23 protein-coding genes and 2 pseudogenes are annotated in these 25,111 nt (G+C 30.7%); 6 read left to right on the top strand and 19 right to left on the bottom strand.

The genetic code is table 11. The features are described 5' to 3' along the window. Nucleotides 1-22: 22 nt before the first annotated feature. Nucleotides 23-625 carry an alpha/beta hydrolase gene (locus ELQ06_RS01045; RefSeq protein ID WP_002778507.1) on the top strand — a complete coding sequence of 201 codons (603 nt, stop codon included), beginning with the start codon at nucleotides 23-25 and terminating at the stop codon, nucleotides 623-625. A 26-nt stretch (nucleotides 626-651) separates the two neighbouring features. Here ELQ06_RS01045 and solA read toward each other — a convergent pair whose 3' ends face one another. The 3 genes from solA to ELQ06_RS01030 all read right to left on the bottom strand — a co-directional run bounded on the left by solA (nucleotide 652) and on the right by ELQ06_RS01030 (nucleotide 3,751). Then, a complete protein-coding gene (gene solA / locus ELQ06_RS01040) occupies nucleotides 652-1,767 on the bottom strand; it encodes an N-methyl-L-tryptophan oxidase (RefSeq protein ID WP_002787633.1) in 1,116 nt (371 codons plus the stop codon). A gap of 238 nt (nucleotides 1,768-2,005) precedes the next feature. After that, the gene (locus tag ELQ06_RS01035) at nucleotides 2,006-2,515 is read right to left on the bottom strand and encodes an NAD(P)H-dependent oxidoreductase (protein ID WP_002781066.1); all 510 of its coding nucleotides are present in this window, start codon (nucleotides 2,513-2,515) and stop codon (nucleotides 2,006-2,008) included. A gap of 264 nt (nucleotides 2,516-2,779) precedes the next feature. Beyond that, the gene (locus ELQ06_RS01030) at nucleotides 2,780-3,751 is read right to left on the bottom strand and encodes a catalase (RefSeq protein ID WP_002823064.1); all 972 of its coding nucleotides are present in this window, start codon (nucleotides 3,749-3,751) and stop codon (nucleotides 2,780-2,782) included. A gap of 323 nt (nucleotides 3,752-4,074) precedes the next feature. Between ELQ06_RS01030 and ELQ06_RS01025 the strand changes: the two genes are divergently transcribed. The 4 genes and pseudogenes from ELQ06_RS01025 (at nucleotide 4,075) to acr3 (ending at nucleotide 6,806) form a co-directional block, all read left to right on the top strand. Beyond that, nucleotides 4,075-5,022, top strand: coding sequence for a permease (locus ELQ06_RS01025; RefSeq protein WP_052797962.1), 948 nt, complete (start codon nucleotides 4,075-4,077; stop codon nucleotides 5,020-5,022). A 9-nt stretch (nucleotides 5,023-5,031) separates the two neighbouring features. Next, nucleotides 5,032-5,349 (top strand): metalloregulator ArsR/SmtB family transcription factor, encoded by a 318-nt coding sequence (locus tag ELQ06_RS01020; RefSeq protein ID WP_002784181.1) that lies wholly within the window; start codon nucleotides 5,032-5,034, stop codon nucleotides 5,347-5,349. After that, entirely contained in the window at nucleotides 5,346-5,768 is a 423-nt protein-coding gene (locus ELQ06_RS01015) for an arsenate reductase ArsC (protein WP_134237457.1), read from the top strand. The genes ELQ06_RS01020 and ELQ06_RS01015 overlap by 4 nt, the downstream gene beginning before the upstream one ends. Beyond that, nucleotides 5,762-6,806, top strand: a pseudogene (gene acr3 / locus ELQ06_RS01010) (arsenite efflux transporter Acr3). Before ELQ06_RS01015 ends, acr3 begins: the two are co-directional and overlap by 7 nt. Here the strand turns inward: acr3 and ELQ06_RS01005 are convergent. Next, a pseudogene (locus tag ELQ06_RS01005) lies at nucleotides 6,801-7,229 on the bottom strand (MerR family transcriptional regulator). The pseudogenes acr3 and ELQ06_RS01005 overlap by 6 nt on opposite strands. A 78-nt stretch (nucleotides 7,230-7,307) precedes the next feature. Between ELQ06_RS01005 and ELQ06_RS01000 the strand changes: the two are divergent. Continuing rightward, on the top strand, nucleotides 7,308-9,296 hold the full coding sequence (locus ELQ06_RS01000) for a methyl-accepting chemotaxis protein (RefSeq protein ID WP_134237456.1): 1,989 nt from the start codon (nucleotides 7,308-7,310) through the stop codon (nucleotides 9,294-9,296). A 41-nt stretch (nucleotides 9,297-9,337) separates the two neighbouring features. Here the strand turns inward: ELQ06_RS01000 and ELQ06_RS00995 are convergent, their stop codons facing one another. Genes ELQ06_RS00995 through ELQ06_RS00925 form a run of 15 tightly spaced genes read right to left on the bottom strand, consistent with a single transcriptional unit; the run spans nucleotide 9,338 to nucleotide 25,100 of the window. Continuing rightward, nucleotides 9,338-11,704 (bottom strand): hypothetical protein, encoded by a 2,367-nt coding sequence (locus ELQ06_RS00995; RefSeq protein ID WP_052797920.1) that lies wholly within the window; start codon nucleotides 11,702-11,704, stop codon nucleotides 9,338-9,340. A 21-nt stretch (nucleotides 11,705-11,725) separates the two neighbouring features. Next, a complete protein-coding gene (locus tag ELQ06_RS00990; RefSeq protein WP_052784043.1) occupies nucleotides 11,726-13,114 on the bottom strand; it encodes an NADH-quinone oxidoreductase subunit N in 1,389 nt (462 codons plus the stop codon). After that, a complete protein-coding gene (locus ELQ06_RS00985; RefSeq protein ID WP_052793980.1) occupies nucleotides 13,104-14,591 on the bottom strand; it encodes an NADH-quinone oxidoreductase subunit M in 1,488 nt (495 codons plus the stop codon). Before ELQ06_RS00985 ends, ELQ06_RS00990 begins: the two co-directional genes overlap by 11 nt. A 1-nt stretch (nucleotide 14,592) precedes the next feature. Further along, entirely contained in the window at nucleotides 14,593-16,383 is a 1,791-nt protein-coding gene (gene nuoL, locus ELQ06_RS00980) for an NADH-quinone oxidoreductase subunit L (RefSeq protein WP_052784041.1), read from the bottom strand. Nucleotide 16,384: 1 nt separating this feature from the next. After that, complete coding sequence (nuoK, locus tag ELQ06_RS00975) at nucleotides 16,385-16,681, bottom strand: NADH-quinone oxidoreductase subunit NuoK (protein ID WP_002851490.1); 297 nt, start codon at nucleotides 16,679-16,681, stop codon at nucleotides 16,385-16,387. Beyond that, the gene (locus tag ELQ06_RS00970; RefSeq protein ID WP_052782040.1) at nucleotides 16,678-17,196 is read right to left on the bottom strand and encodes an NADH-quinone oxidoreductase subunit J; all 519 of its coding nucleotides are present in this window, start codon (nucleotides 17,194-17,196) and stop codon (nucleotides 16,678-16,680) included. The genes nuoK and ELQ06_RS00970 overlap by 4 nt, the downstream gene beginning before the upstream one ends. Next, the gene (gene nuoI, locus ELQ06_RS00965) at nucleotides 17,193-17,834 is read right to left on the bottom strand and encodes an NADH-quinone oxidoreductase subunit NuoI (protein ID WP_052797919.1); all 642 of its coding nucleotides are present in this window, start codon (nucleotides 17,832-17,834) and stop codon (nucleotides 17,193-17,195) included. The genes ELQ06_RS00970 and nuoI overlap by 4 nt, the downstream gene beginning before the upstream one ends. Nucleotides 17,835-17,843: 9 nt before the next feature. Beyond that, the gene (gene nuoH, locus ELQ06_RS00960) at nucleotides 17,844-18,842 is read right to left on the bottom strand and encodes an NADH-quinone oxidoreductase subunit NuoH (RefSeq protein WP_032584480.1); all 999 of its coding nucleotides are present in this window, start codon (nucleotides 18,840-18,842) and stop codon (nucleotides 17,844-17,846) included. Beyond that, entirely contained in the window at nucleotides 18,835-21,297 is a 2,463-nt protein-coding gene (locus ELQ06_RS00955) for an NADH-quinone oxidoreductase subunit G (RefSeq protein WP_052797918.1), read from the bottom strand. Before ELQ06_RS00955 ends, nuoH begins: the two co-directional genes overlap by 8 nt. Continuing rightward, a complete protein-coding gene (locus ELQ06_RS00950) occupies nucleotides 21,294-21,986 on the bottom strand; it encodes a hypothetical protein (protein WP_002851266.1) in 693 nt (230 codons plus the stop codon). Before ELQ06_RS00950 ends, ELQ06_RS00955 begins: the two co-directional genes overlap by 4 nt. Continuing rightward, complete coding sequence (locus ELQ06_RS00945; protein ID WP_002824979.1) at nucleotides 21,983-22,210, bottom strand: NADH-ubiquinone oxidoreductase subunit E family protein; 228 nt, start codon at nucleotides 22,208-22,210, stop codon at nucleotides 21,983-21,985. The genes ELQ06_RS00950 and ELQ06_RS00945 overlap by 4 nt, the downstream gene beginning before the upstream one ends. Next, on the bottom strand, nucleotides 22,207-23,433 hold the full coding sequence (nuoD, locus tag ELQ06_RS00940; RefSeq protein WP_052797917.1) for an NADH dehydrogenase (quinone) subunit D: 1,227 nt from the start codon (nucleotides 23,431-23,433) through the stop codon (nucleotides 22,207-22,209). The genes ELQ06_RS00945 and nuoD overlap by 4 nt, the downstream gene beginning before the upstream one ends. Nucleotide 23,434: 1 nt before the next feature. Next, on the bottom strand, nucleotides 23,435-24,229 hold the full coding sequence (locus ELQ06_RS00935; RefSeq protein ID WP_079460104.1) for an NADH-quinone oxidoreductase subunit C: 795 nt from the start codon (nucleotides 24,227-24,229) through the stop codon (nucleotides 23,435-23,437). Then, nucleotides 24,226-24,729 (bottom strand): NADH-quinone oxidoreductase subunit B, encoded by a 504-nt coding sequence (locus tag ELQ06_RS00930; protein ID WP_002824974.1) that lies wholly within the window; start codon nucleotides 24,727-24,729, stop codon nucleotides 24,226-24,228. Before ELQ06_RS00930 ends, ELQ06_RS00935 begins: the two co-directional genes overlap by 4 nt. Then, on the bottom strand, nucleotides 24,711-25,100 hold the full coding sequence (locus ELQ06_RS00925) for an NAD(P)H-quinone oxidoreductase subunit 3 (protein WP_002824972.1): 390 nt from the start codon (nucleotides 25,098-25,100) through the stop codon (nucleotides 24,711-24,713). The genes ELQ06_RS00930 and ELQ06_RS00925 overlap by 19 nt, the downstream gene beginning before the upstream one ends. Between the last annotated feature and the right edge of the window lie 11 nt (nucleotides 25,101-25,111).

Raw genomic sequence — 25,111 nt, 5'->3', positions numbered from 1 at the left:
CTGAATTTTAGAAAGGACACTTATGAAAAAAATCATCTTTTTGCTTTGTCTTTGCATTAGCTTTGTTTTTGCTAAGCAAATTTATATCGTGCATGGCTATGGCAGCGATGAGAATTACGGATTTTTACCAAGTGTAGCAAAGAATTTAAAAGCTAAAAATCATGAAGTTTTACTTTTAAGTTTCCCTAATGCTTTTTCGCCTAAGCTTGATGAGTGGATGCAAACCATGAGTCAAAATTTCACAAAACTTGATGAAAATACCTTTTTTATCACGCATTCTTTAGGTGGAGTTGCGGTGCTTGATTTTTTAAATTCGCTTGATGAAAGGACTAAAATCGGCGGTGTAATAATGGTTGCACCCTTTGATGAACCTTTGGCAAAATTGCCTATTTTAAATGATTTTATAAAGCCAAAATTAGACTATAAAAAGCTTGATAACATGATAATTCACAAAATCATCATCAGCGCAAAAGACGATAAAGTCGTGCCAATTTGGGTGAGTGAAAATTTAGCCAAAAAGCTAAATGCTAAATTCATACAAACTCCAAATGGTGGACATTTTATGGAAAGCGAAGGCTTTAAAGATTTGCCTTTGGTTATAGAAGAATTAGAGCGTATTAAATAACCCTTAAATATAAGGGTTATACAGCTTTATCCAAAACGCTTTAGGCTAAAATACTGCTTTATACTCGGATCTAGCTTTTGAGTCTGCAATGCTTTCACGCCTAAAAGTCCAAGTGCGGGAGCGAATTTAAACCCATGGCTAAGCCCACCCATAAAAAAGAGATTTTCATCTAAAAAATCGATGATAAAATCATCATCAGGGCTTAAAGGATAGGTGCAAACACTGCCTTTGCTAAAATCTTTTAAATCAGGAAAAAATTCTTTGATATGCTTGTCTATATCAAGAGTATCTTGCTCATAAGATCCAAATTCCACGCGTTCTTCGCGGGTGCTAATGATCTCCCCTACTTTATCTCTACCCACTTTTAATCCATCTGCAAAATCAGGAAAACCATAAAAATAATCGTCTTCAAATTCGAGTATAAACGCTGGAAAACCTTGTGAGAGTTTATAAGAATCCGTATCAAACCAATTCACCACTTTGCGTCTAATGCCCACAGGCACTTTTGGCAAGTCAAATTCACACACGCCCAATACTTCATTGACATAACTTCCTGCACTGATTAGAATTTGTTTTGCTTGTATGCTGGAATTTTGTGTTTGTATTTTATACACTCCATTTTCTTTGCATATGCGCACGATTTCATCACACAAAGTATGCGCACCAAGCTTGCAAGCAGCATTGATAGCACTTTTTACACTCAAATCACTATACACAAAGCCTGTATCTGTTTCTAACACGCCGAAAAAATCATCCGATACGCAAATATTATAATTTTCTTGCAATTCTTTGGCATTTAGAATTTTTGCTTTAAGATCGTAATTTTTCACACTTGAGAGCACATTTTGCATAAAAGTAGAATTTGAGCCGATATTTAAAAGCCCACAACGCTCAAAAAGCTTGATATTTTGCTCTTTTTCAAATTCTCCCCAAAGCGTGTATGCCTCTTGTAAAAGCGGTATATACTTTTCACCCTCGCCATAAGCTATACGAAAAATCCTTGTATCACCATGATAAGAACCTTGAGTATGAGGTGCTTGAAATTTATCGATAAGACAGGTTTTTAAGCCCATTTTAGCCGCATAATACCCAGCAAAACTCCCCACACTACCACTTCCAATAACCGCTATGTCATAAGTCATTTTATCTTCCTTTATATCGCCAATTTGATACATAAAATTTGGAAAAAATTATACTATAAATATTAGTTCAGTGTTTATAAAAAATAAAAATTTATCCCTTGCTTAGAAATTTTGAGGATTAAAATTTAATTAAAAAATTTAAGGCGATCAATCACCTTAAATTCAAGCTTTTTATATTGCTAGAGTTTTAGAAATTTTTTGTAAGTTGTAAGCATTTTCTTAAATTTATAAAAAGTATTTAAGAACACCCTGAATTTTGACTTATAGCGTCTTGATAAGCTTTTAAATCAAGCTTATTTGCATCTGCACTAAAGATTGCAAAAGGCTTTAAACTCTTACATCCTAGATATTCAAATGCATAACAAATCGGCTTTAAAAGCTCTTCTAAAGTCGCACCATGATGCCCATCATAACTCTCTTGCGCGCCGCCTAAAGTCGTTACAATCTGAAATTTTTTATCTTTTAAAAGTTCTTTATTTTCTCCATAAAGAATTGCTGTTAAAACCCTATCTTGCCACTCTTTTAAAAGCGCTGGAGTGCTAAACCAAAAAAGTGGAAATTGAAAGATGATTTTATCGGCATTTTTTAACAAAGCCATTTCTTTACTGACATCGATTTTACCCTCTTTGTAAATTTCGCTAAGATTGTGAATTTGTACTTGTTTTGAATTTTTAATGCTTTCAAACAAAGCCTTATTTGCCTTAGAATCTTCCCAAAATGTATGTGCGAAAATGATTAAAGTTTTCATTTTTTCCTTTTTTAGTATTTACTAAATTATAAAGTATAAGTGTAAATATTATATAGAATACTAGGGTTAATTATTTTTATATTTTTACTCTAAAATCACATTTTTATATTTCAAAAATACTAAATTATCACTTGTATTTTATATCTCATAAAACCTATATTTTTCACAAACATAAAAAAATGAATCCCCAAAGCTTAATCTTAAGACAAGCTTTGGCAAAACAGTATAAATTCTTAAAAGACTTTAACCCTTGAAAGTAAAGATTTATTGACGCATGCCAAAAGTGATAGCATAAGCCTCGTTTCTTACATCGAACAAAGGATCTTGTGGCGGATTTACTCCTTGAGGTACATCTGAAGGGAAATATACATCAAAATTACAATCTTCATCACTCAAAGCATTAACTTTAAAAGTTCCAACTAAGCTTTCTTTATGCTTACCACTCCATAAAGCTGTCGTTTCATTAATAATATCATTTTTATTTGCATATACTAAATACATTTTATATTCTACCGGCTTATTAGTCTTTACGCGATCTTCGAAATCTTCTTTTAAAAAATCACTACTTGCACTTTTCATTTGTGCCTCATTTAAATACGCCACACCTTCACTTGGAACTAATTTCCATCTTGCTGGCAAATAGTTTTCACTCCCTGTTTGCTTAAAATAGAAAGTATGTATGCTAAAAAATGGAGTATTTGCTACACTTTTGCTAATACCAATTTTATCAGTATATGCAGCAAAATTTCTATAGGAATCAACCTCTTGCATCATTTTACTTATTTTTTCTTGATCAACTTTACCATTTACAGGAAGTCTCATTTCAAAAAACTGACCAAATTCTTTAGGATTTTTTGCAAAATTTATTTCTGTATTTAACATAACCATAGTCCAAGAAGCAGAATCTTGAGGATCAGTAATTCTAATAGCCATGCCTCTTGTTTTGCTTTTATCATCTTTAAAAGCTCCACCTAAAGAATACCTTACTTGAATTGGTAAACTTTTGTATGTCAATAAAGGCACATCAATTTCTTTATTAATAGATTGTGCTGGCTCAAAAGTTCCCATAGCACAAAAACCTTTTGCATGATTAACTTTTACTTTGGGATTTTTAGGATCCGCATTGAGTTGATAAAAAATATCCGCTATTTTTTGTGCATCATATTTTACATCATTTGCATAAATAGCACTACTTAAACAACAAATAGCCAAACAGCTACTAATATATTTTTTCATTACAAACTCCTAGTTTCAAAATTTTTAAGTAGGCATTGTAATATTTAACTATAAACGATAATTTACATTATTAATGAAAATTGTTATAAATTCAAATATCCTTATTATGCTAATATTTTAAGTTTGCATTTTTAAAATATACAACATCTAAATAGTAACTATAGAAATTTTAAAATTAACTTTTATATCTTAACTTTATTATTTCAAGTAAAAACTTTATTTTAAAACACTCTGTATATATATTACATTATCAATATATAAATATATATTGATATATTAATAAATTTATATTACACTGCTCTAAAAATTTTTTAGGAAAAACAATGCAAGTATTTTTTAGCACTTTTAAAGAGTTTTTGTATCTATTTGTCGAACTTTCTGTGCTTTTTATAGGAATTTCTTTTCTTATTAGCATTATCAACCAAAAATACGAAGGAATGTTTAGAAAACAACTGAACGGAGATAAAATTTCAAGCTATTTTAAAGCTATATTTTTAGGTGCTTTAACGCCTTTTTGCTCCTGCTCTACCATACCGCTTTTAAAAGCATTTTTGGAAGCTAGGGTAAAACTTAGCGTGTGCTTGGCTTATCTTTTTACCTCACCTCTTATAAATCCTATCATTTTTACCATGCTTTTTGTTACCTTTGGCTTGAAATTAAGTCTTATGTATGTATTGTTTTTAGTAATTTTTATTTTTATAATTTCTCTTATTTTTTCAAAATTTAAAGAAGAGTACTTTTTAAAACATACTCCTAAAAACTCAGCCCCAAGCATTTTCACACAAAATGCTAAAAACATAGGTAAAATAGTCTTTAAACCAAGCTCTTGTTGTGCTAACACTCAAAACAAAACTAACGATACGAAGATAAATTTCAAAAAACTTTTTAAAGAGAGTATTGCAAACTATAAAAAATTGCTACCCTATATAGTAATCGCAGTGCTTATAGGAGCTTTGATCCATGATTTCATCCCTCAAGAAATTTTACAAAAATACCTAAGTGGCAATGAAATTTTAAGCATTATCCTAGCAGCGTTTTTTGGAGTTTTGCTTTACTTAAGAGTAGAAACCATCATCCCTATAGGCTTGATACTTTTACAAATGGGAATTTCTCAAGGTGTGATTATGAGTTTTTTAATCGCAGGTGCGGGGTGTTCTTTACCCGAACTTGTTTTACTTAAGCAAATGTTTAAGATGAAATTTTTATTATTGTTTATATCTATCATTTTAAGCGTAGCCATATCTTTTGGTATGCTTATAAATTTCATATAAGGAAAATAAATGCAAAAGTTTTTAACCATCATTTCAGCGATCAACGATGAAAGCAGAGTGCTTATCCTATACCATCTTTTAAAATATCAAGAACTGTGCGTGTGTGATTTGCAAAAACTTTTAAACATGGGGCAATCAAGACTTTCAAGACATTTAAAAATTTTAAAAGATGCAGGATTTTTATATGTCAAGCGTAAGGGAACTTGGGCGTATTATGGTATCAACAATGAGCTTTTAAAACTGCATTCTGACCTTTTTGAAAATATTAAAAATCTAGATATTGACAACATAGTTTTAGAACAAAACACTTGCGAGAACGATAAATGAAACTTGCATTTATTTGTATTCACAATAGCTGCCGTTCTCAAATGGCAGAAGCACTAACTAGGCATAAAGCTGAAAAAATGGGCGTAGATATCGAAGTATTTTCCGCAGGAAGCGACACTTCTAAGGGTGTAAATTCACGGGCTATAAGACTTATGCGTGAAATTTATCAAATCGATATGAAAAAGCATTATTCTAAACTCATTGATTCTTTGCCTCAAAATTTAGACATAGTCGTAAGTATGGGTTGTGGCGTGGCTTGTCCTAGCTTAAAATCAAGGTATTATTTTGATTTTGGATTAAAAGATCCTAGCGGAAGTTATGATGATGAATTTAAGAAAATAATTCAAATTTTAGATTATAAAATAACAGCTCTTTTACAAGCCATAAAGACAAATTCTCTTAATGACTTTACATGTTAGGTTTTATCGATAGATTTCTCACGCTTTGGATATTTTTAGCTATTTTTTTGGGTTTAATTTTAGGTATCATTTTCCCCAATATCGCTTTATTTTGGAATTTATTTGAGTACAAGTCTGTAAATGTAGTATTGACTTTATGTCTTATTTTGATGATGTATCCGCCTTTGGCTAAGGTTGATTATGCAAAGCTTTCAAAGGTATTTGATTCTAAAAAAGTTATCTTGCTTTCTATGATTTTAAATTGGTTTATAGGCCCTTTTGCTTATGTTTATCTTAGCTTTTATTTTCTTAAAAGACGAGCCTTTATATATGCAAGGAGTTATCATCATCGGCTTGGCAAGATGTATCGCAATGGTGGTGGTATGGAGCGATTTAGCAAAAGGTGATAGAGAATACACCAGTGCTTTAGTAGCGATGAATAGCATTTTTCAAATTTTATTTTTTTCCACTTTGGCTTATATTTATCTGGATTTTTTACCAAAATTACTAGGTCAAAGCACTTTAGCTACAAGTTTAGATATAGATTTTTCAGCTCTAAGTAAAAATGTTTTGATTTATTTAGGAATTCCTTTTTTAATGGGCTTTATAACAAGAACCCTACTTTTAAAATACAAAAGCAAACGATGGTACGAAAATACCTTTTTACCTAAAATCAGCCCTATAACTCTTATCACCCTGCTAGCAACTATTATCATTATGTGTTCTTACAAAGCAAATGAAGTATTTCACCTGCCTTTAGAAGCTTTAAAAATAGCCTTTGTTTTGACTTTGTATTTTATCTTCATGTTTTTTCTAACTTGGTTTATTTCTAAGAAAAATCATCTTTCTTATCCTAAAACTTGTTCTTTATGCTTTAGTGCTAGTGGAAATAACTTTGAATTAGCTATAATCATTTGTATTGCTACTTTTGGGCTTCACTCAGAACAAGCTTTTGCAAGCATTATAGGCCCCTTAGTAGAAGTTCCTGTACTTATCTTACTTGTAAAATGGGCATTAGGCAAAAGTTTAAATTCTAAAAAAATGAATCAAGCCTCATGATTCTTTACAAAACTTATCGCAAGGTTGATAGTCCTTGCTTTCTAGATTAAACCCATCGACTTCATTTGCAAGCATTTCTTCATAAATTTTTATCTTTTTGCTTAAAACTTTTTCACTTTCTTTTAATGTTTTAATCTGGTTTTGTAATTTTTTCTTTGTTTGCTTTAACATCTCTTGTCTCTCTTTGGCAGTTTTTATACCCAAAGAGCAAAGTTTTATATAATGTTTGATTTGTTCTATTGGCATACCTGAAATTCGAAACCATTCTATCCATTTTGCCCATTCTATATCGCTTTTTGAAAAATATTTCACACTATTTTCATCTTTTTGAACAAAAGGAAACAAACCTTTTTAGGCCAAAATCTTAAAGTATGAGCACTAATTTTTGTTTCTTTTTCTACCTCTTTTCATAGTATAAGCCATATTTTCTCCTTTTTAAAATAAAAATAAAAATTTATTTTTATTTTTTTGTGATAAAATAATAGCCAAATTATTAGTTTTATACTAAAAATAACAAAAATTAAAAGGAAAATAATGAATAGTATTAAAATCAAACTTTCTCTCATTGCAAATTTAATTGCAATTTTTGCCTTAATTGTTCTAGGTATTGTAAGTTTTTATTTTACAAAAACCTCACTATATGAAAGCACTCTTAAAAATCAAACTGATCTACTTAAAGTCACACAATCTACCGTTGAAGATTTCCGTTCCACAAATCAATCTTTTACTAGAGCTTTAGAAAAAGATATCGCGAACTTACCTTATCAATCTTTAATCACTGAAGAAAATATTATTAACAATGTTGGTCCAATATTGAAATATTATCGTCATAGTATAAATGCACTAAATGTTTATTTAGGTTTAAACAATGGAAAAGTTTTACTTAGTCAAAAATCTAATGATGCAAAAATGCCTGAATTACGTGATGATTTAGATATAAAGACAAAAGATTGGTATCAAGAAGCTTTAAAAACAAATGATATTTTTGTTACACCAGCATATTTAGATACAATTTTAAAACAATATGTAATAACGTATTCTAAAGCTATTTATAAAGATGGCAAAATCATAGGAGTACTGGGTGTCGATATACCATCAGAAGATTTGCAAAATTTAGTTGCAAACACTCCTGGAAATACTTTTTTATTTGATCAAAAAAATAAAATATTTGCAGCAACCAACGAAGCTTTATTAGATCCTTCGGTAGACCATTCTCCTGTTCTAAATGCATATAAACTCAATGGTGATAACAACTTCTTCTCTTATAAGTTAAATAATGAAGAAAGACTTGGAGCTTGTACTAAAGTCTTTGCTTATACAGCTTGTATTACCGAAAGCGCTGATATTATAAATAAACCTATATTTAAAGCAGCATATATACAAGTTATAGCCTTAATTGTTATGATATCTATTAGCATCATCCTCCTTTATTTCATCGTATCAAAATACCTCTCCCCACTTGCAGCTATCCAAACAGGTTTAACTTCATTCTTTGATTTTATCAACTATAAAACAAAAAATGTTTCTACTATAGAAGTAAAAAGCAATGATGAATTTGGACAAATCTCAAATGCTATCAATGAAAACATTCTTGCTACTAAAAGAGGCTTAGAACAAGACAATCAAGCCGTTAAAGAATCAGTTCAAACCGTATCAGTTGTAGAAGGTGGTAATTTAACAGCAAGAATTACTGCTAATCCAAGAAACCCACAGCTTATTGAACTTAAAAATGTTCTAAATAAACTTCTTGATGTTTTACAAGCTAGAGTAGGTTCTGATATGAATGCTATTCATAAAATTTTTGAAGAATACAAAAGCTTAGACTTTAGAAATAAATTAGAAAATGCTAGCGGTAGTGTAGAATTAACTACTAATGCTTTAGGTGATGAAATAGTTAAAATGCTAAAACAAAGTTCAGACTTTGCTAATGCTTTAGCTAATGAAAGTGGAAAATTACAAACTGCTGTTCAAAGCTTAACCACTTCTTCAAATTCTCAAGCTCAATCTTTAGAAGAAACTGCAGCAGCTTTAGAAGAGATCACTTCTTCTATGCAAAATGTTTCAGTTAAAACTAGTGATGTTATCACTCAATCTGAAGAGATTAAAAATGTTACAGGTATTATAGGTGATATTGCAGATCAAATCAATCTTTTAGCTTTAAATGCAGCTATTGAAGCAGCTCGTGCTGGAGAACATGGTAGAGGCTTTGCAGTGGTAGCTGATGAAGTTAGAAAGTTAGCTGAAAGAACTCAAAAGTCTTTATCAGAAATTGAAGCTAATACTAATTTACTTGTTCAATCTATCAATGATATGGCAGAAAGTATTAAAGAACAAACTGCAGGTATCACTCAAATCAATGATAGCGTAGCTCAAATTGATCAAACTACTAAAGATAATGTTGAAATTGCTAATGAATCAGCTATTATTTCTAGTACAGTAAGTGATATAGCTAATAATATCTTAGAAGATGTTAAGAAGAAGAGGTTTTAATCTTAGATAACTAGCTAAAAAGCTAGTTATCTCTAATTTACTTATTGATTTAAAATTTGATTTTTACTCTTACATAAATTCTGCCAATTTGAAGCACTTTTGATTTCAAGACATTGTTTTAAACTTTCTTTTTCAGCTTGTACATTTTGCATTCTTTCATAAGTTAAGGCTTGGATATATAAAGCTCTTGCTCTATCTTCATCTGAAAGTTTTAATTTAAGTAAATCTGTTAAAACAGCTAAACTTTCTTCATTTTTATTAATTTTAGTCAAAGCATCAAGATACATAAATTCTAAATTAGGACTAAAAAGATTTATACCTTTAAAATTTTGATAGTCAATGGCCTTAGGTGCGTAAGTTAAAATAGTTGTTTGCATATTATGATCATTAGCGTAAGAAAGTAAAGCATCATAAGCTTCCACCATACTAAAATTCATTGGAAAACTTTCTAAAATTTGCAAAATTTTAATGGCTTGATTATAGTCATTTAAACGCAATAAAGATAAAAATTGCAAATAATAAGCCTTAAAATTCTCATCATCACTTTTTAAAATTCTAGAATTAGTTATGTCTTTAGAAATTTTAATCACCTGAGGATATTGTTTATTGTCAAAAAGAATAGATGCTTTTTGAAGACCATAAAATATAGAATCTTCATTATAATTTTTATCTATATAATCAAGTGCTTGTTCAACATTAGAAGTTCTGATAAGACAAGCTAACATTTGTTTTTTATTCTCAATTTTCTGACCTATATCATAAGCACTAAAACGCATAAAAATATTTACAGCATTGATACAATTATCAGCTTTTATGGCATTTTTTAAATCATTAATGGCTGCTTTCTCTAAAAATTGAGTAGCATTTGGAATTTTTTTACTTTCTATAAGATCTTTATAAGCTAAAATAGCACTAAAATTTCCCTCTTTATAATAAAGTGCAACATCTTCATCTAAAGCTTTATTTGCAATATTCTCATCTTTATTTGCATATTGCTTCATTAAATCTGTATAACGCTGATGCAAAAAGCTTGCATTATTATCACCTAAAGCAAAGAATACCTCATCACTTGCTTTTTTAATTTCATCTAAATACTTACCATCTAAATAATCATCCATATACAAATCAAGGTATTTTTTAGCATCACTAGATCTGTTAGTATGTGATAAAACCAAGGCTAAATCTTTTAAAGTTTCTTCATAACTTGGATCAAGTTTGGACATTTTAGCAAAGGCATCTTCATAAATACTTGCACTTATATCAAATTGTCCTTTTTGATTAAATAATTTAGCAAGTTCTAAAGATCTTGGAATATCTTTTCCAAAATATTCAGGATTGGCTTTTAAAATGGTATTAATATACTCTATAGCTTTATTTACCTGCTCATTTAAAAGCAAATTCTTTGCCAAACTCATAGCTGCTCTTGCAGCTAAATCTAAATTTTTTGTATTAAAATAAGTATTTTCATAAATATTTACAGCTTTTTCTTTTTCATTTAAATTATAAATATAGTCTGCATAATCAAGTTTTGATAACTGAGTAAAATAATTATTAGGTTGTTCATTATCCAAAATCGACATTGTATATTCTACATCAGCACGCTGAGCTAAAGCAATATAAGTTCTTAACATTATATGTAAAACTTCTGAAAAATTTTTATCACTTGTAAAAGTACGCGTCCAATTTTTAGCGTCATCAATCATCTTTTCTAAAATTTGCTGATCACGCATGCTTGGATCTTGGGTGTAAAGTTTATTTTGAGCTCTTAATTTATATAGTATAAATTCACTAGTAAAAATACTGCCACGATATCTATTGATAGCATTTTGTGCATCAATCACCACTTGATTGTAATTAGCCTTATCGTATTCTTTTTTGATGCGTAAGTAAGTATTGATATCTGCACTTTGAGGAATAACAACAGGATCAGAATTTAAATCCAAAGCTCCAACATAAGGCAAACTCTCATGTGGAAAATTGATATTAAAATCAAGTCCATCATAGTCTTTAATAGGTGCTAGTTCTGGTGTAAAAATAAAAGTAAAAGCCTTACTTTTATGCGAACTTGATGAACTGAGTTCTTTATCTATATAAATATTTTGAGAAGTGTCAAACATTCTTGCTTGTATTTTTGGCAAAATGATCATTTTAATTTTTTGAGCTTCTTGTATAAATTTTAAATCAAAAGCAGAAAAACTCTGATCTTTTAATTTATTATCAACCATACCTGCAATATCACATTCAAAATGAACTTTTGCTTCGGTAATAAATTTTTGACATGTAAATTCTAAATCATTACTCGCATGTAAAACTGCAAAAGCTTGATTATTTTCGCGACCCGTGTTTAAAACAAGCTCAAAAGCAAAAGCATTTAAAAAACTTAATAAAATTAAAAATAATATTCTCATAAAATAATTATAGCAAAACTCTTATAACATTAACAATATAGCAAAAGTGCTTACACAAACACAAAAAGCTAAAATAAAATTTTGTATAAAACTAAACTTAATATTATGAACCCTATCATTTTTCATAAATAAAACATGAATTAAAATCTTTAAATACGCATAAAGCATAATAACAGAAGATAAAGCCACAAAAAGCGCCAAATACCAATATCCATTTAAAATTGCTGTATTTAAAATCATAAATTTACCCCAAAACACTCCAAAAGGCGGGATACCTGCTAAAGAAAGCACACTAATGCTTAAACAAAAAGCAATTAAAGGTTTTTTAACCAAAAGCCCATTTAAACTCTCATAAGAATTATTCTCATAATTGCTTAAAATCATAAATACAGCATAATTTGCAAAAGCAAATAAAGTCCAATATCCAAAAATAGCAAGCAAAATTCCATCAAAATTTTGTTCTTTTAATAAAGGAATGCAAGCTACCAAAACCAAAGAAGAATGCACTACAGAACTATAAGCAAACATTTTTTTGATATTGTTTTGACTTAGAGCCGCAAAAGCGCCTATAAGCATAGAAAAAATCGCTAGAACTATTATGATATATTCAAAACCCGTATTATTTAAAAAATCAAACAAACGAATAACCACAACCAACATGGCAACTTTTGGCACAACTGAAATAAAAGCAACCAAATTTGTATGTGCTGCATAATACACATCTTTAAGCCAAAAATGAAAAGGTGCCAAAGAAAGCTTGATTGCACAAAGAACAAAAATCATCACTCCAGCACCCAAAAGCATGGGATCTTTTTGAAACTCATTTTTTAACGCTAAATTAGCAGATAAATCTAAAGTTCCTGTTTTTAAATAAATAAAAGCTACAGCCATAACAAAAAACCCAGCTCCTACAGCCGCTATACTAAAGTATTTTATCGCACTTGAAATAGCATTATCACTTCCACGCATTGCTATTAAAGTATAAAGCGCTAAAGAAGAACTTTCAAGTCCTATAAAAATAAGTACTAAATTTGAGCTTGAAACCATCAAAAGCAAAGATGCAATCATAAATAAAAATAAAGCATAAAATTCACCTTGATTTTCTTCTTTTTGCATTAAAAGATATAAAAATGAAAAACACAAAATCACCAAAGAAGCATAAAATGAAACAATATCATTATTTAAAGTAGCCAAAAAAGCTTTTGCTTCTAAACCTTGAGCATTTGCATTATTTAAAATCAAAAAAGCACTTACAATCAAAGACAAAGAACTTATGCCGATATAAAACGATCGATGAAATTTCCAAAAACCAGAGCAAAGCAAAAGAACTATTGCAGTTGTAATTAAAAATAAAAATGGATAAGATAAGCTTATATTTAAAAGTTCTAAATTTAAAAAATTATTTAACATTTGCCTCTCCTATTTTAGATAAAAAATCTAAAGTATTTTGCTCAACAGCTCTAATATTCATTGTTTTTATAAGATTATCCACATCTTTTTGTATCGGCTTTAAAAGTATATTTGGCATAAGCCCTAGTCCAAAAATCATTACTACAATGCACACAAGCGCTACTATTTCTCTAAAACGTAAAGAAAAACCCTCTATAAAGCTTTGTTTTTGCATGAAAAATATTTTTCTAAATACTGCGAACATATAAATCGCTCCTAAAATAATCACCAAACCTGCCAACAAAGCGTAAAATAAATTAATCTTTGCTATACCTAAAAGAATTAAAAACTCTCCCACAAAAGAAACAGTTAAAGGCAAAGAAACGCTTGCGAGTAAAATTAACATAAAGAAAATTGAAAATAAAGGTGCTTTTTTGGCCAAAGAATGGTAAAAAGAAATATCATAAGTATGATATCTTTGGTATAAAAGTTCAACCATTAAAAATAAAGTTCCTGTTACAATACCGTGTGCAAACATATAAAAAACTGCACCACTAATACCCAAAGCATTTAAAGAAAAAATTCCCAAAATCATCACACCAAGATGTGAAATAGAACTATAAGCAATCAATTCTTTAATATTTTCTGCTCTATAAGCAATTAAAGCATTATAAACGATACTTACTATACATAAAGCTACAATTAAAGGCATAAAATACACACTCGCATCTGGAAAAAGTGGTAAACAAAAAAGTAAAAATCCAAAAGGAGCCATTTTAAAAACTACAAGCATTACAGAAACAAGTATAGGCGAATTTGCATAAACCTTAGGTGCCCAAGTATGAAGTGGAAATAAAGGAGCTTTGATAGCAAAAGCGATAAAAAATGCTCCAAAAAGTAAAAGTTGCTCTGTAAAATTTGCTGCTGAGGCATTATTTTTCCAAATTTCCAAGTCAAAAGTGAAGATATTTAAAAGTTGATAATTTAAATAAGCTTGATAAATCAATGCTACAAGCATTAAAATTGAACCCGCAAAAGCATAGATAAAAAATTTCACCCCTGCTCTAAAATCTTTACCATAAACTCCCATAATATAAAGCAAAGGCAAAAGAGAAAATTCCCAAAAAATATAAAACAACAAACCATCTTTTGCGCTAAAAAGTCCCATAATAGCAAATTCTAAAAAGAATATACAAGATATAAGCGCTTTCTGTTCTAGTTTCAAAAATAAAAAGCTTAAAAATATCATCAAAGAACTTAAAAGCATCAATACAAGTGCAATACTGTCTACTCCTACATGAAAGCTAAAAAATTTCAAAATTTTAAAAGAGAGATTATAATCAAAGCTTACCCCTTGTAAAAAATCCGCAAAAATATCCAAATTTAAAGCCAAAATCATAAAACTTACAACAACGCTAAAAACCTTAACACCCCCACGATTTAAAAGCAAAACCACAAAAGCAGAAATTAAAGGAAAAAATATCAAATAATTTAGCATTTTACACCATCCATACTAAAATCAACAAAATCACAAAAGCTGCCACCAAAAACCTAAGCATTAAGTTTAAGCTGTTTGGCATAATCATTTTTTGTGAAATATTTTGAGAATACAAAGCAATTTTTTCAACTATTCTGTCAAAAATATAAAGATCACAATGCTTTAAAATCGCACATAAACTTTCATATTTTGAAACGATAAATTGATGATAAAATCTAGGAATAAAATAATCATTACTTAAAAGTTTGTGAATTTTATTTTCTTCAATACTTTCCTTAAACCAAGAATTTTTATAAGCAAAAATAGCCAAAATTACACCCAAAATAGCTGCTACACTCGCACAAATCATTACAATTTGATTTTGTGCATCAATAAAAACTAATTTTGTGCTTAAATATTCAAAAAAACTATGTTCAAAAAATCCTGCAATAATAGCTAAAACCATCAAAGGACTCATAGCCAAGAGTGCTATTTTACTTGCTTCATTCGGATGTTCATCATGTCTTGCAGGGGTAAAAAATACCAACATTAAAAGTCTAAAGCTATAAAATGCTGTTAAAAAAGCTGCGATTAAAAGCACTAAAAAAATACCATGGTGAAAAGAAATGAAAGAATATCCCAAAATCAAATCTTTAGAGAAAAATCCTGCAAAAGGATAAATTCCTGCTAAAGCTAAAGATCCTATACACATCAAAATAGCGGTAAATTTTAAAGGTTTAAAAAGTCCACCCATTTTTTTAATGTCTAATTTATCATTCATAGCATGCATTACATTTCCAGCACCTAAAAAAAGTAAAGATTTAAAAAAAGCATGTGTAGCTAAGTGAAATAAAGCTATACCATAAGCCCCAAGTCCTGCAGCCACAAACATATATCCAAGTTGCGATAAGGTAGAGTAAGCAATAATGCGTTTTAAATCCCTAGCCACCAAAGCCATAGAGGCTGCAAAAATCGCTACAAAAGCTCCAAGTAAAGCAATAATATAAGAAACCTCAGGAACTAAATCATAAAGCGTACTTGCACGAATTACCAAATAAACCCCCGCTGTTACCATGGTTGCTGCATGGATTAATGCAGAAACAGGAGTTGGCCCTGCCATAGCATCAGCAAGCCAAGTGTGAAAAGGAAATTGTGCAGATTTTCCCATAGCCCCTATAAATAAACAAGTTGCGATTAAGATCAAAGCATTGTGATCTAGGCTTTGTGCCATGGAAAAAACTTCATCATATTTTAAAGTTCCTGCTTGCAAATAAAGCCAAAAAATTCCTAAAAGCATACCCAAATCCGCAATACGATTCATAATAAAAGCTTCATTAGCCGCAAAAGAATAAGTATCATTTTTATACCAAAAACCTATGAGCAACCAAGAGCAAAGCCCAACACCTTCCCAACCTACGAAAAGTCCTAAAAAATTATCACTCATGACTAAAAAAAGCATAGAAAAAACAAAAAGCCCCAAATAAGCAAAAAATTTATTAAAACCTTCATCATGAGCCATATAAAAAATACTATAAAAATGCACACAAGTAGCTACAATACCTACAACACTCATCATAGTAAGTGAAATAGCATCTATATCAAAACCAAAATTTACTCCAGCAAACCATTCAAACAAACTCACATTAAAAGCTTCATTGCAAAAAAGCAAATACAAAGAACAAAAAGTACTCAAAGCTACTAGAAGTGAACAAAATATCCCTACAAATTGTTTTTTCTCACTCAAAGCAAAACAACTTGCAAACAAAAAAGCCATAAAAGGACTAAAAAGAGAAATCAAAGCCAAATTTTGCATACTAAGCCTCCACTTCTTTTAAGCTTTTTAATTCCAAAGTGCCTTTTCTTCTATACCAAAGCACACACAAAGCTACACCAACAGCTACTTCACAAGCCGCTACACCCATGATAAAAAGCGCAAAAACCTGTCCATTTAAATCATTGTGCATTTTAGAAGCTGCTACTAAAGCTAAATTAGCACTATTTAATAAAATTTCACTCGAAATAAAAAGCATAATGAGATTTTGTCTTTTTAAAATCCCTACAAGCCCTATGACAAACATTAAAATAGCAACGAAAAAATACTTTTCTATCATTGTTTTTCCTTTGTAAGCTCTTTATGAGTAAGAGTGATAGCACAAACTAAAGCGATCAAAAGCAAAATAGCTATAAACTCAAAAGCTAAAAGATATTTTGAAAAAATCGCTAAAGCCAGTTGTTTATTAAAATCAAACAAAGCAGGATCATTTAAAGGCAAATCCGTACTGATATTTTGGTATTTAAAACCTATAAGCATGGCCAAAAGTAAAATTGCACTTAAAACCACCAAAGTAAAAAAACTTTTTTTAGCTTTAAGTTGTTCTTTAAATTCTTTAGAAGCATCAAAAAACATCATCGCAAAACTATAAAGTCCAAGTACAGCTCCACTATAAACAATAATTTGTATCACGCCTAAAAACTCTGCATCAAGTAAAAAATAAAATCCCGATAAAAACACCATTCCACCCGCTAAAGCAGAAAGAGAATAAAGCATATTTTTACTTAAAACCGCAATAGCAAAAAAGCCTAAAACCACTACACTAAAAAATACAAAAGCCAAATTTTCTATCATTTATTTTCTCCTTGCTCTTGTGTGTTTTGATTTTCTAAGGCTCTTTCTTGCATCACATCATAATAATTTGGCGTTTTTTTAACCCACAAATTTGCATCCTTTCTAAGACTTCCTGCTCCTTCAAATTCAACTTGATTTTTAAGCTTATCAATAGGAGTTAAAAAATCTTGCTTATAGCCAAAATAAGACCTTTGCTCGGCTGCATTTTCATACTCTGTGCCATGCACTATAGCAAGTTCAGGGCAAACCTCAGCACAAAAACCACAATAAATACAACGCCCTAAATTAATACTATAATTTCCTACTTTTTTACGCCCATTTTCATCTAAAGAAGTTTCCATTCTAATACAATTGCTAATGCAAATTTTTTCGCAAAGCCCACAACCTATACATCTTTCATTTTCGCTTTCTATAAAACGCATCAAACGATGAACAGCACGGTAACGATTGTCAAGCTTTACCTTTTCAAAAGGATATTTAATCGTAGCGCTATTATTTCTCTTAAGTAATTCTCTCATCATCACAAAAAGCCCTACAAAAAGCTCTAGTTTAACGCTTCTACGCAAAGCTTGTGAAATTTTCTCCCAAGTGCTAACAGGAGTTTTTCTTTTCTCATCTACTAAATAATAATTTTTCATATCAAACTCCTATAAAAGAACTGTCAAAGCAGTGATTAAAAGGTTTAAAACAGCTAAAGGGATTAAGATCAAATAGCACATTTTCATCACTTGATCTGGACGCAATTGCGGAAAAGCAGCTCTTGCCCAAAAATACCAAAAGAAAATAAAACTTGATTTTACTATCATCATAATCCAACCAGGAATAATCCAAAAGCTATTAAAACCCCCTAAAAACAAAAGAGTGACCAAAATAGCTCCAGCTATCATAGAAGTATATTCACCTATGAAAAACATACCCCATCTTAAACCCGAATACTCCGTTCCATAACCCGCTACAATTTCAGCATCATTTTCCGTCAAACAAAGCGGAGTTCTATTAGTCTCTATAAATAAAGCAATTATAAAAAGCACAAAAGCCAAAGGTTGTTTAAAAATAAGCCAAGAAAAAAATCCATCGCTTTGATAATTGTTAATATCCACCAAAGAAAAAGAACCTACAAGCATTATAATAGCAATCAAAGCTAAAGCTCCTACGCTTTCATAGGAAATAATCGCTACAAGCCCTCTTGCAGCCCCTAAAATCGACCATTTATTATTACTTGCAAGTCCACCCAAAAACACCGCATAAAAGCAAAGTCCTGAAGTACCGATGACAAAAAGCAAAGCTACATTGATATCTGCCACTATAGGCTGAATAACCCTTCCAAATAAAGTAAATTCAGGTAGCATAGGAATAGCTGCTAAAGAAATAAAAGCACAAATAGCAGAAATCAAAGGTGCTATAGCAAAAATAAATTTTTGCGAATTTGAAGGGATTATATCTTCTTTAGTAAAAAGCTTTATCATATCAGCTACAAGTTGAATAAACCCAAAAGGCCCTACCATATCAGGCCCTATGCGTCTTTGAAAATAAGCTAAAACCTTTCTTTCAGCATAAGTTGCAAGACCTGCTAAACTCGCAAATATTGCAATGATAATAATACATTTAATCAAAGTCTCTAAAGCAAAAAAAGCAAAATCACTCATGGTTTGCTCCTAATTTTTCTAAATTCGCCACAACAAATCTTTCATCAAAAAAGCTTAGCGTGTCAAGTTTTTCATCAAAATACGGCAAGAAAGCTCCATTTTTTATATCCTTATCCACACGCACACTAAGGCTTAATTCTTTATCTTTTATTTTAAGTTTTACAAGATCTTTATCTTTTAAATTTTTCTCTTTAGCTAAATTTTCACTTACACCTAAAAAAATCACCTCATTAATCGCACTAGCACGATTTGAAAATCTACCAAATTGATAGCTAGGATTAGCACTATAAAGCAAAATTTCATCTTCTTTTAGGCTTAAATTTTCAAAATTTGGAGAGATGAATTCTTTTTTAGCAACTTGTTTGAAACATTCTAAATTAAGCTCATATCCCCTTTTACAATCGCCTGCATTGGTATAAAAATTGTCTAAATGATCAAAATCAATCGGAGAAAAACCTTTATTTATAGGGAGTCTCTTAGTATAATTTATAGTATATTCCTCATCAAAACCTAAAGCATTAGCCAAATCATTTAAAAAATATCCCTTAAATTCTAAAGCAGCGTTAGTTGGTACCACTCTTTTATCATAATTTAAAAAAGTTCCTTCTTGCTGATTTAAACTCGCACTAGCTAAATTTGCATGCTCTTCATAAGAAAAACTAAAATCACCTTTTTCATTGTAGCCTAAAGTCTTGCCTTCTTGTGCGTTTTTATCCAAATCACAAATCATAGCCACACCTAAGGTATTAGTATGCGTAGGATTTAAAAAGACTTTAAAAGGAGTGGTATTTTGGATCAAAGCAAGTAATTTAGCAAGTTTTTTCGCATTTTTATGAAAATAAAAATCACTCCCTATAACAAGAGTAAAATTTGCTTTTTTAAGCAATAAATCTTCTAATTTATCTTCATCTATGCCTAAATTTTTAGCAAAAACAGAGCGTTGTACTTCTATGTTGCTTTTCACTTTCTTAGGCACGACTTTTTTTACTTCTTTTTGAATTTCATTGCCTTCTTCATCTTTTTCTATGACTTGTTCTACAACTTCTTCGTTGATACTTTCTTCTATTTCTTTATTTTCACTAACAAAAAACTCTGCTAAATGAGTTTTGATACCTTCATCTTGGCTAAATTTTTGAAGTAAAAAATATAAAATTTGCTCTTCATCGCCACTTTTATGAATATGTGAAATAAAATTTTTAGAATATTTTGCTATACCCATATCTTCCATAGGATGAAAATAAAGCCCTGAGCCTTTATTCATCACTAAAGCATTATTGATTTTATAGCTAAGCGTTGGAGCATCATATCTTAAAAGCATTCCAGCTACAACCAAAAAATCACTTTTTGTTATATCTTGAGTATTAGCACTATAAAACTCACCAGAATTAGCGATAAATTCTTGTAAAAATTCTTTAAATTTCAAAGCTTCTTCATTGATCAAAGAAAGATTAAATTTCTTTTTTAAATTTTGTAAAATCAAAGCTTCTTCATTGGTAATAAAACTATTAAATTTAATGTTTTTAATTTCATTTTTCTCAAAAAGTTCCACAAGTTCTTTAAAGGCTTTTTCATCTTTATCCGCCTCATTTTGCGTATCAAAAGCAAATCTTGCAGCCTTATTTAAACTTGCAAAGGCAAAATCATTACTCACACGATAAATTTTTTCTTTTTGATTGCTAATGCCGCTTTGCTTAATATCATAATACATCAACTCACAATCGCTTGAATGCGGATTTGAAGCAGGGATTCTTTTAAGTTCCCAAATATTTGAAGTGTATTGAAATTTCGAACCTATTAAAGCTCCTGTTGGGCATACGCTTGTACATTCTCCACAAAATGAACAATCAAGCGTGTCGCCATTTGTAGGGCCTATCAAACTTTTTTGAAATTTAGTCCAAATCGCATAAGCATCTTTTCCCATGCTCTCTTTAAAGCTATTATCCACACTATCTCCGCCACGAGGAACAGTCTTTAAAGCACTTTCTCCGATTTTATCCTTACAAACTGTAATACAACGCTCACATACTATGCAAAGTGCGGGATCGTAATTAATCATTCCCCAATGTTTATGCGGTTTATGCGTGTCTTTAATCCAATATTTTTGAACATTTACACGACTTTTATGAGTGAAATTTTGCAATTCACACTCGCCTGATTTATCACAAACTCCACATTCTAAAGGATGATTGATGCAATAAGCTTGCATGATCTCATTTCTTTCATCCCAAAGATTTTGCAAATCACTTTCTACAACCATACCCTCTTTTGCTTTAGTATTGCAAGAATATACCTTTTTACCATCAGCTTCAACCATACACATACGACAAGCCAAAGTAGGACTACAGCCTGAAAGATAGCAAATCGCTGGGATAAAAATATCATTTCTTCTTGCTATATTTAAGATATATTCGCCTTCTTCAAAGGCGCAATCTATACCATTAATCTTAACTGTCATTTTGCTTCCTTTATGCGAATTGGAGTAAAATCAAAACCATTATTTTCATAATTTAAAAAAGCTATGGTGCCTTGTAAATTTTCATCTAAACAAAGCTTAGTTTTAAAACTAAAATCTTTAGCTAAAATTTCAACTTCACTTTGATCTTTGCATTTTGCAATTTGTAAAAATTGCTTTGAACAATGTAAATTTTTATCTTGCAAATTTGCTCTAAAAAGCACTAACCCGTCATAATTATCGAGTTCTTTTAGGGTGTTTAATTTTGCCTTTTTAAAATCGCATTCTTCTTCATCGCTATCTAAAATCTTTAATCCATATTTTACACTTAGGAAATTCAAAAAATATTTGATATTTTCACTATCTTTATAAGAATGGATATTTTTATCTATAATTAAATACTTAACCTCTTTTAAAAAAGCAAGCACTTCGCCTGCTTCTTCCTCTCCAAAACAAGATTCAGCACTTAAATATCCCTCATCTAAATCGCAAAATTGTCCTTCATCGCTTAATTTACAAAGCAAGGCCAAAACAAAACTCAAACTTGCAATTTCGCATTTGTAAAATTTAGCTTTTAAGTTTTTATCTTCCAAACAAGAAATATTAATGCTATTTACACCTATTTTTTCACATAAATTTTTGTTTTTAAGGCTTGGCATATCTAAAAAACAAAGAGCATTATCATAAATCATACTCTCTCCTTTTTTATAACAATAGTCCAATCGACTTGATTAAATTTCAAAGAATTTAAAAGCTCACAGCCTTGTTCTTTTACAAAAGAAAAACTTTTTTCAACAGGAGAAAAATCGCCGATTTCAAAAAGCACCACTAAAACCTCACCTTGTTTTGCTTCTTTTATGATTTGTGCTAAATCTTCAAAAAGCTCTTTGCTTTTTCTTAAATCTACCCTTCTCATCGATCTATCTCACCTAAAACTATATTTACATTACCCATAATGGCTACAACATCAGCTAAATAAGTACCTACAAGCATTTCTTCAAAAAACGCACAATGCCAATAACTAGGCGTTCTAGCCTTTAAACGATAAGGTCTTCCTGTACCATCACTATGGATAAAAAAGCCAAGCTCACCTTTTGGACTTTCAGTAGGCACATAAACTTCGCCTTTAGGGGGTTTTAAACCTTGAGTGATTAAAACAAAATGCTGCATTAAAGAATAATTCTGCGTTAAAATTTGTTCCTTTGAAGCACTTACATACTCAGGATGCATAGCTAAAATTTCAGGCGGAGTATCTTTATAAAGCATGGCACATTGTCTAAGGATTTTCAAACTTTCACGAAATTCTTGCATATAAACTTTATATCTTGCATAAGAATCCCCTTGCGTAGCATAAGGCACACCAAATTCAACTTCATTATAAAGCAAATAAGGCTCTTCTTTGCGTATATCGTATTTTATGCCACTTCCTCTTAACATCACACCCGTACAACCCCAATTTAAGGCTTGTTCTTTAGTAACCACACCTACATTTTCAGTTCTTAAACGCCAAATTCTATTATCATCTAAAAGATCTTCATAATCTTTTAAATCATTTGGAAATTTATCGCAAAATGCAAGCATTTCTTCTAAATAATTCTCAGGTAAATCAAGCATAACCCCGCCTATTCTCATAGAAGAATGCGTAAGCCTTGCACCACAATACTTTTCTATCAAATCCAAAACATACTCTCGTTCTCTAAAACAGTATAAAAATACACTCATCGCACCAATATCAAGCGCATGAGTAGCAAGCCAAAGCAAATGCGATGTGATACGGTTTAATTCTAAAAGTATCATGCGTATCACTGCGGCACGGCGTGGAATCTCTAAACCACAAAGCTTTTCAACCGCTGCACAATAAGCATAATTATTCGCTGAAGCAGCGATATAATCCATTCTATCAGTAGTAGGAATAAACTCTTGATAAATCATATTTTCAGCCATTTTTTCCATACCACGATGCATATAACCTATACAAGGACGCGCTTTTACAACTTGCTCTCCATCAAGTTCTAAAATAAGGCGTAAATTTCCGTGTGCTGAAGGGTGTTGAGGGCCTAAGTTGATAATTATTTTTGAGTCTTCTTGCTCAAAAGCTATATTTTCATAATAAGGTTTTAACTTGCTAGGAATTTGCATTTTAACGCCTTTTCTCTAAAATTTTTGCTTCATCACGTTTTACTTTTTTTACAAAAGCCACGCCTTCATCTTCTTGATATTCTTGTTTAAAGGAAATTTCCTTCTTTTGACCACCTTTTGGCACTTCATGATAAAGTCTTGCAAAATTTAGCGTATCTTTATCATCAGCAAAACCAGAATCTCTTTGTTCTTCGCCCACTACTTCGCGGTATTCTTTGCCAAAAATTTTATCAATCTCATACCATCTTGCAAACTCATCGCCCTTTAAAGGATAAGTTTTCAAAAGCGGATGTCCAAACCAATCATCAGGCATTAAAATGCGTTTTAAATTGGGATGATTTATGATGAAAATTCCAAACATATCATAAATTTCTCTCTCACTCCAATTTGCTCCTTTAAAAATATGAGCCACGCTTTGCAAACGCTCTTTTACGCCTACAAAAGTTTTTATTCTCACTCTTAATTTTTTTTCTAAATTTAAAAGCTGATAAAACACTTCAAAACCATTTTTATCTGCTACAAAATCAATAGCACTTGCCTCTGTAAAACTTAAATACCCTAAAGTTTTAAGCATTTGCAAGGTTTTAACATTGTCTTCTTTTTTAATTTCTATTACCCAAAAATCAAGCTCTACAAAGGAATTTAAAATTTCTACTTGAGTTTTTAAAACTTCAAAATCCTCTTTAAAAACACTTTCATTAACATCAGATTTTACAGTGTGTGGCGCGTGATAAAATCTATCTTTGTAATAATTTTGAGTTTGAGCATTTTTTTTATCGCTATACTTTCTCATTATACCAACCTTTTAGGTGCGATTTTACGACTTGCTTTTTCTTTGCGGATCTTTTTTTGCAAAATCATCAAAGCAAACTGAAAACTTTCTGGACGTGGAGCACAGCCTGGCACATAAATATCTACAGGTATAATTCTATCCACTCCTTGAACAGTAGAATAAGTATTAAACATACCGCCTGTATTGGCACAACTTCCCATAGAAATCACCCATTTAGGATCAGGCATTTGATCATAAAGTCTTCTTGTAAATTCAGCGTGTTTTTTACATAAAGTTCCTGCGATAATCATCACTTCACTATGACGTGGTGAAGCTCTAAAAATCGTTCCAAATCTATCAAAATCATATCTTGAACCCCCAGCCGCCATCATCTCAATCGCACAACAAGCAAGTCCATAAGATAAAGCCCATAAAGAATTACTCCTACCCCATTGAACTAGTTTATCAACACTAGTTAAAACTACGGGTAAACCACTTGCATAATTTATTTGATGCTCTGCCATGCAAACGCTCCTTTTTTATAAGCATATAAAAATCCAACTCCTAAAAGTACGATAAAAACAAAAACTTCTAAAAGTCCAAACCAACCTAAATCTTTAAAAATCAATGCCCAAGGAAACAAAAACACAACTTCTATATCCAAAAGTATGAAGATTAAGGCGATGATGAAAAATTGAGAGTTAATCTTGTTAGCTTGTTTAACAGGAATAGGACCACATTCATAAATTCCAAGTCCTAATTTTTTACGATTTTTTGCGGCAAAATTATTACCGATTTTTGAAGCTAAAAAAACCAGTCCAAAAAAAATAACACTAGCAAGTACTAGCATTAAAAAAATACCAAAATAAGGATGCGAAGCATCTATATGAGACATTTATTCTCCTT

It is taken from the genome of Campylobacter sp. CH246 (genome assembly GCF_004378835.1).
Lineage (GTDB): Bacteria > Campylobacterota > Campylobacteria > Campylobacterales > Campylobacteraceae > Campylobacter_D > Campylobacter_D jejuni.
This window is presented reverse-complemented; position numbering and strand designations above follow the sequence as displayed.

Coding starts and splice junctions, on each gene's coding strand:
- ELQ06_RS01020 (WP_002784181.1), top strand. CDS start 5,032: ATGCAAAAGTTTTTAACCATCATTTCAGCGATCAACGATGAAAGCAGA.
- ELQ06_RS01030 (WP_002823064.1), bottom strand. CDS start 3,751: ATGAAAAAATATATTAGTAGCTGTTTGGCTATTTGTTGTTTAAGTAGT.
- ELQ06_RS00990 (WP_052784043.1), bottom strand. CDS start 13,114: ATGTTAAATAATTTTTTAAATTTAGAACTTTTAAATATAAGCTTATCT.
- ELQ06_RS00985 (WP_052793980.1), bottom strand. CDS start 14,591: ATGCTAAATTATTTGATATTTTTTCCTTTAATTTCTGCTTTTGTGGTT.
- ELQ06_RS01015 (WP_134237457.1), top strand. CDS start 5,346: ATGAAACTTGCATTTATTTGTATTCACAATAGCTGCCGTTCTCAAATG.
- solA (WP_002787633.1), bottom strand. CDS start 1,767: ATGACTTATGACATAGCGGTTATTGGAAGTGGTAGTGTGGGGAGTTTT.
- nuoH (WP_032584480.1), bottom strand. CDS start 18,842: ATGAGTGATTTTGCTTTTTTTGCTTTAGAGACTTTGATTAAATGTATT.
- ELQ06_RS00955 (WP_052797918.1), bottom strand. CDS start 21,297: ATGACAGTTAAGATTAATGGTATAGATTGCGCCTTTGAAGAAGGCGAA.
- ELQ06_RS01035 (WP_002781066.1), bottom strand. CDS start 2,515: ATGAAAACTTTAATCATTTTCGCACATACATTTTGGGAAGATTCTAAG.
- ELQ06_RS01045 (WP_002778507.1), top strand. CDS start 23: ATGAAAAAAATCATCTTTTTGCTTTGTCTTTGCATTAGCTTTGTTTTT.
- nuoD (WP_052797917.1), bottom strand. CDS start 23,433: ATGCAAATTCCTAGCAAGTTAAAACCTTATTATGAAAATATAGCTTTT.
- ELQ06_RS00995 (WP_052797920.1), bottom strand. CDS start 11,704: ATGAGAATATTATTTTTAATTTTATTAAGTTTTTTAAATGCTTTTGCT.
- ELQ06_RS00945 (WP_002824979.1), bottom strand. CDS start 22,210: ATGAGAAGGGTAGATTTAAGAAAAAGCAAAGAGCTTTTTGAAGATTTA.
- ELQ06_RS00925 (WP_002824972.1), bottom strand. CDS start 25,100: ATGTCTCATATAGATGCTTCGCATCCTTATTTTGGTATTTTTTTAATG.
- ELQ06_RS00950 (WP_002851266.1), bottom strand. CDS start 21,986: ATGATTTATGATAATGCTCTTTGTTTTTTAGATATGCCAAGCCTTAAA.
- nuoI (WP_052797919.1), bottom strand. CDS start 17,834: ATGAAAAATTATTATTTAGTAGATGAGAAAAGAAAAACTCCTGTTAGC.
- nuoK (WP_002851490.1), bottom strand. CDS start 16,681: ATGATAGAAAAGTATTTTTTCGTTGCTATTTTAATGTTTGTCATAGGG.
- ELQ06_RS00930 (WP_002824974.1), bottom strand. CDS start 24,729: ATGGCAGAGCATCAAATAAATTATGCAAGTGGTTTACCCGTAGTTTTA.
- nuoL (WP_052784041.1), bottom strand. CDS start 16,383: ATGCAAAATTTGGCTTTGATTTCTCTTTTTAGTCCTTTTATGGCTTTT.
- ELQ06_RS01025 (WP_052797962.1), top strand. CDS start 4,075: ATGCAAGTATTTTTTAGCACTTTTAAAGAGTTTTTGTATCTATTTGTC.
- ELQ06_RS00970 (WP_052782040.1), bottom strand. CDS start 17,196: ATGATAGAAAATTTGGCTTTTGTATTTTTTAGTGTAGTGGTTTTAGGC.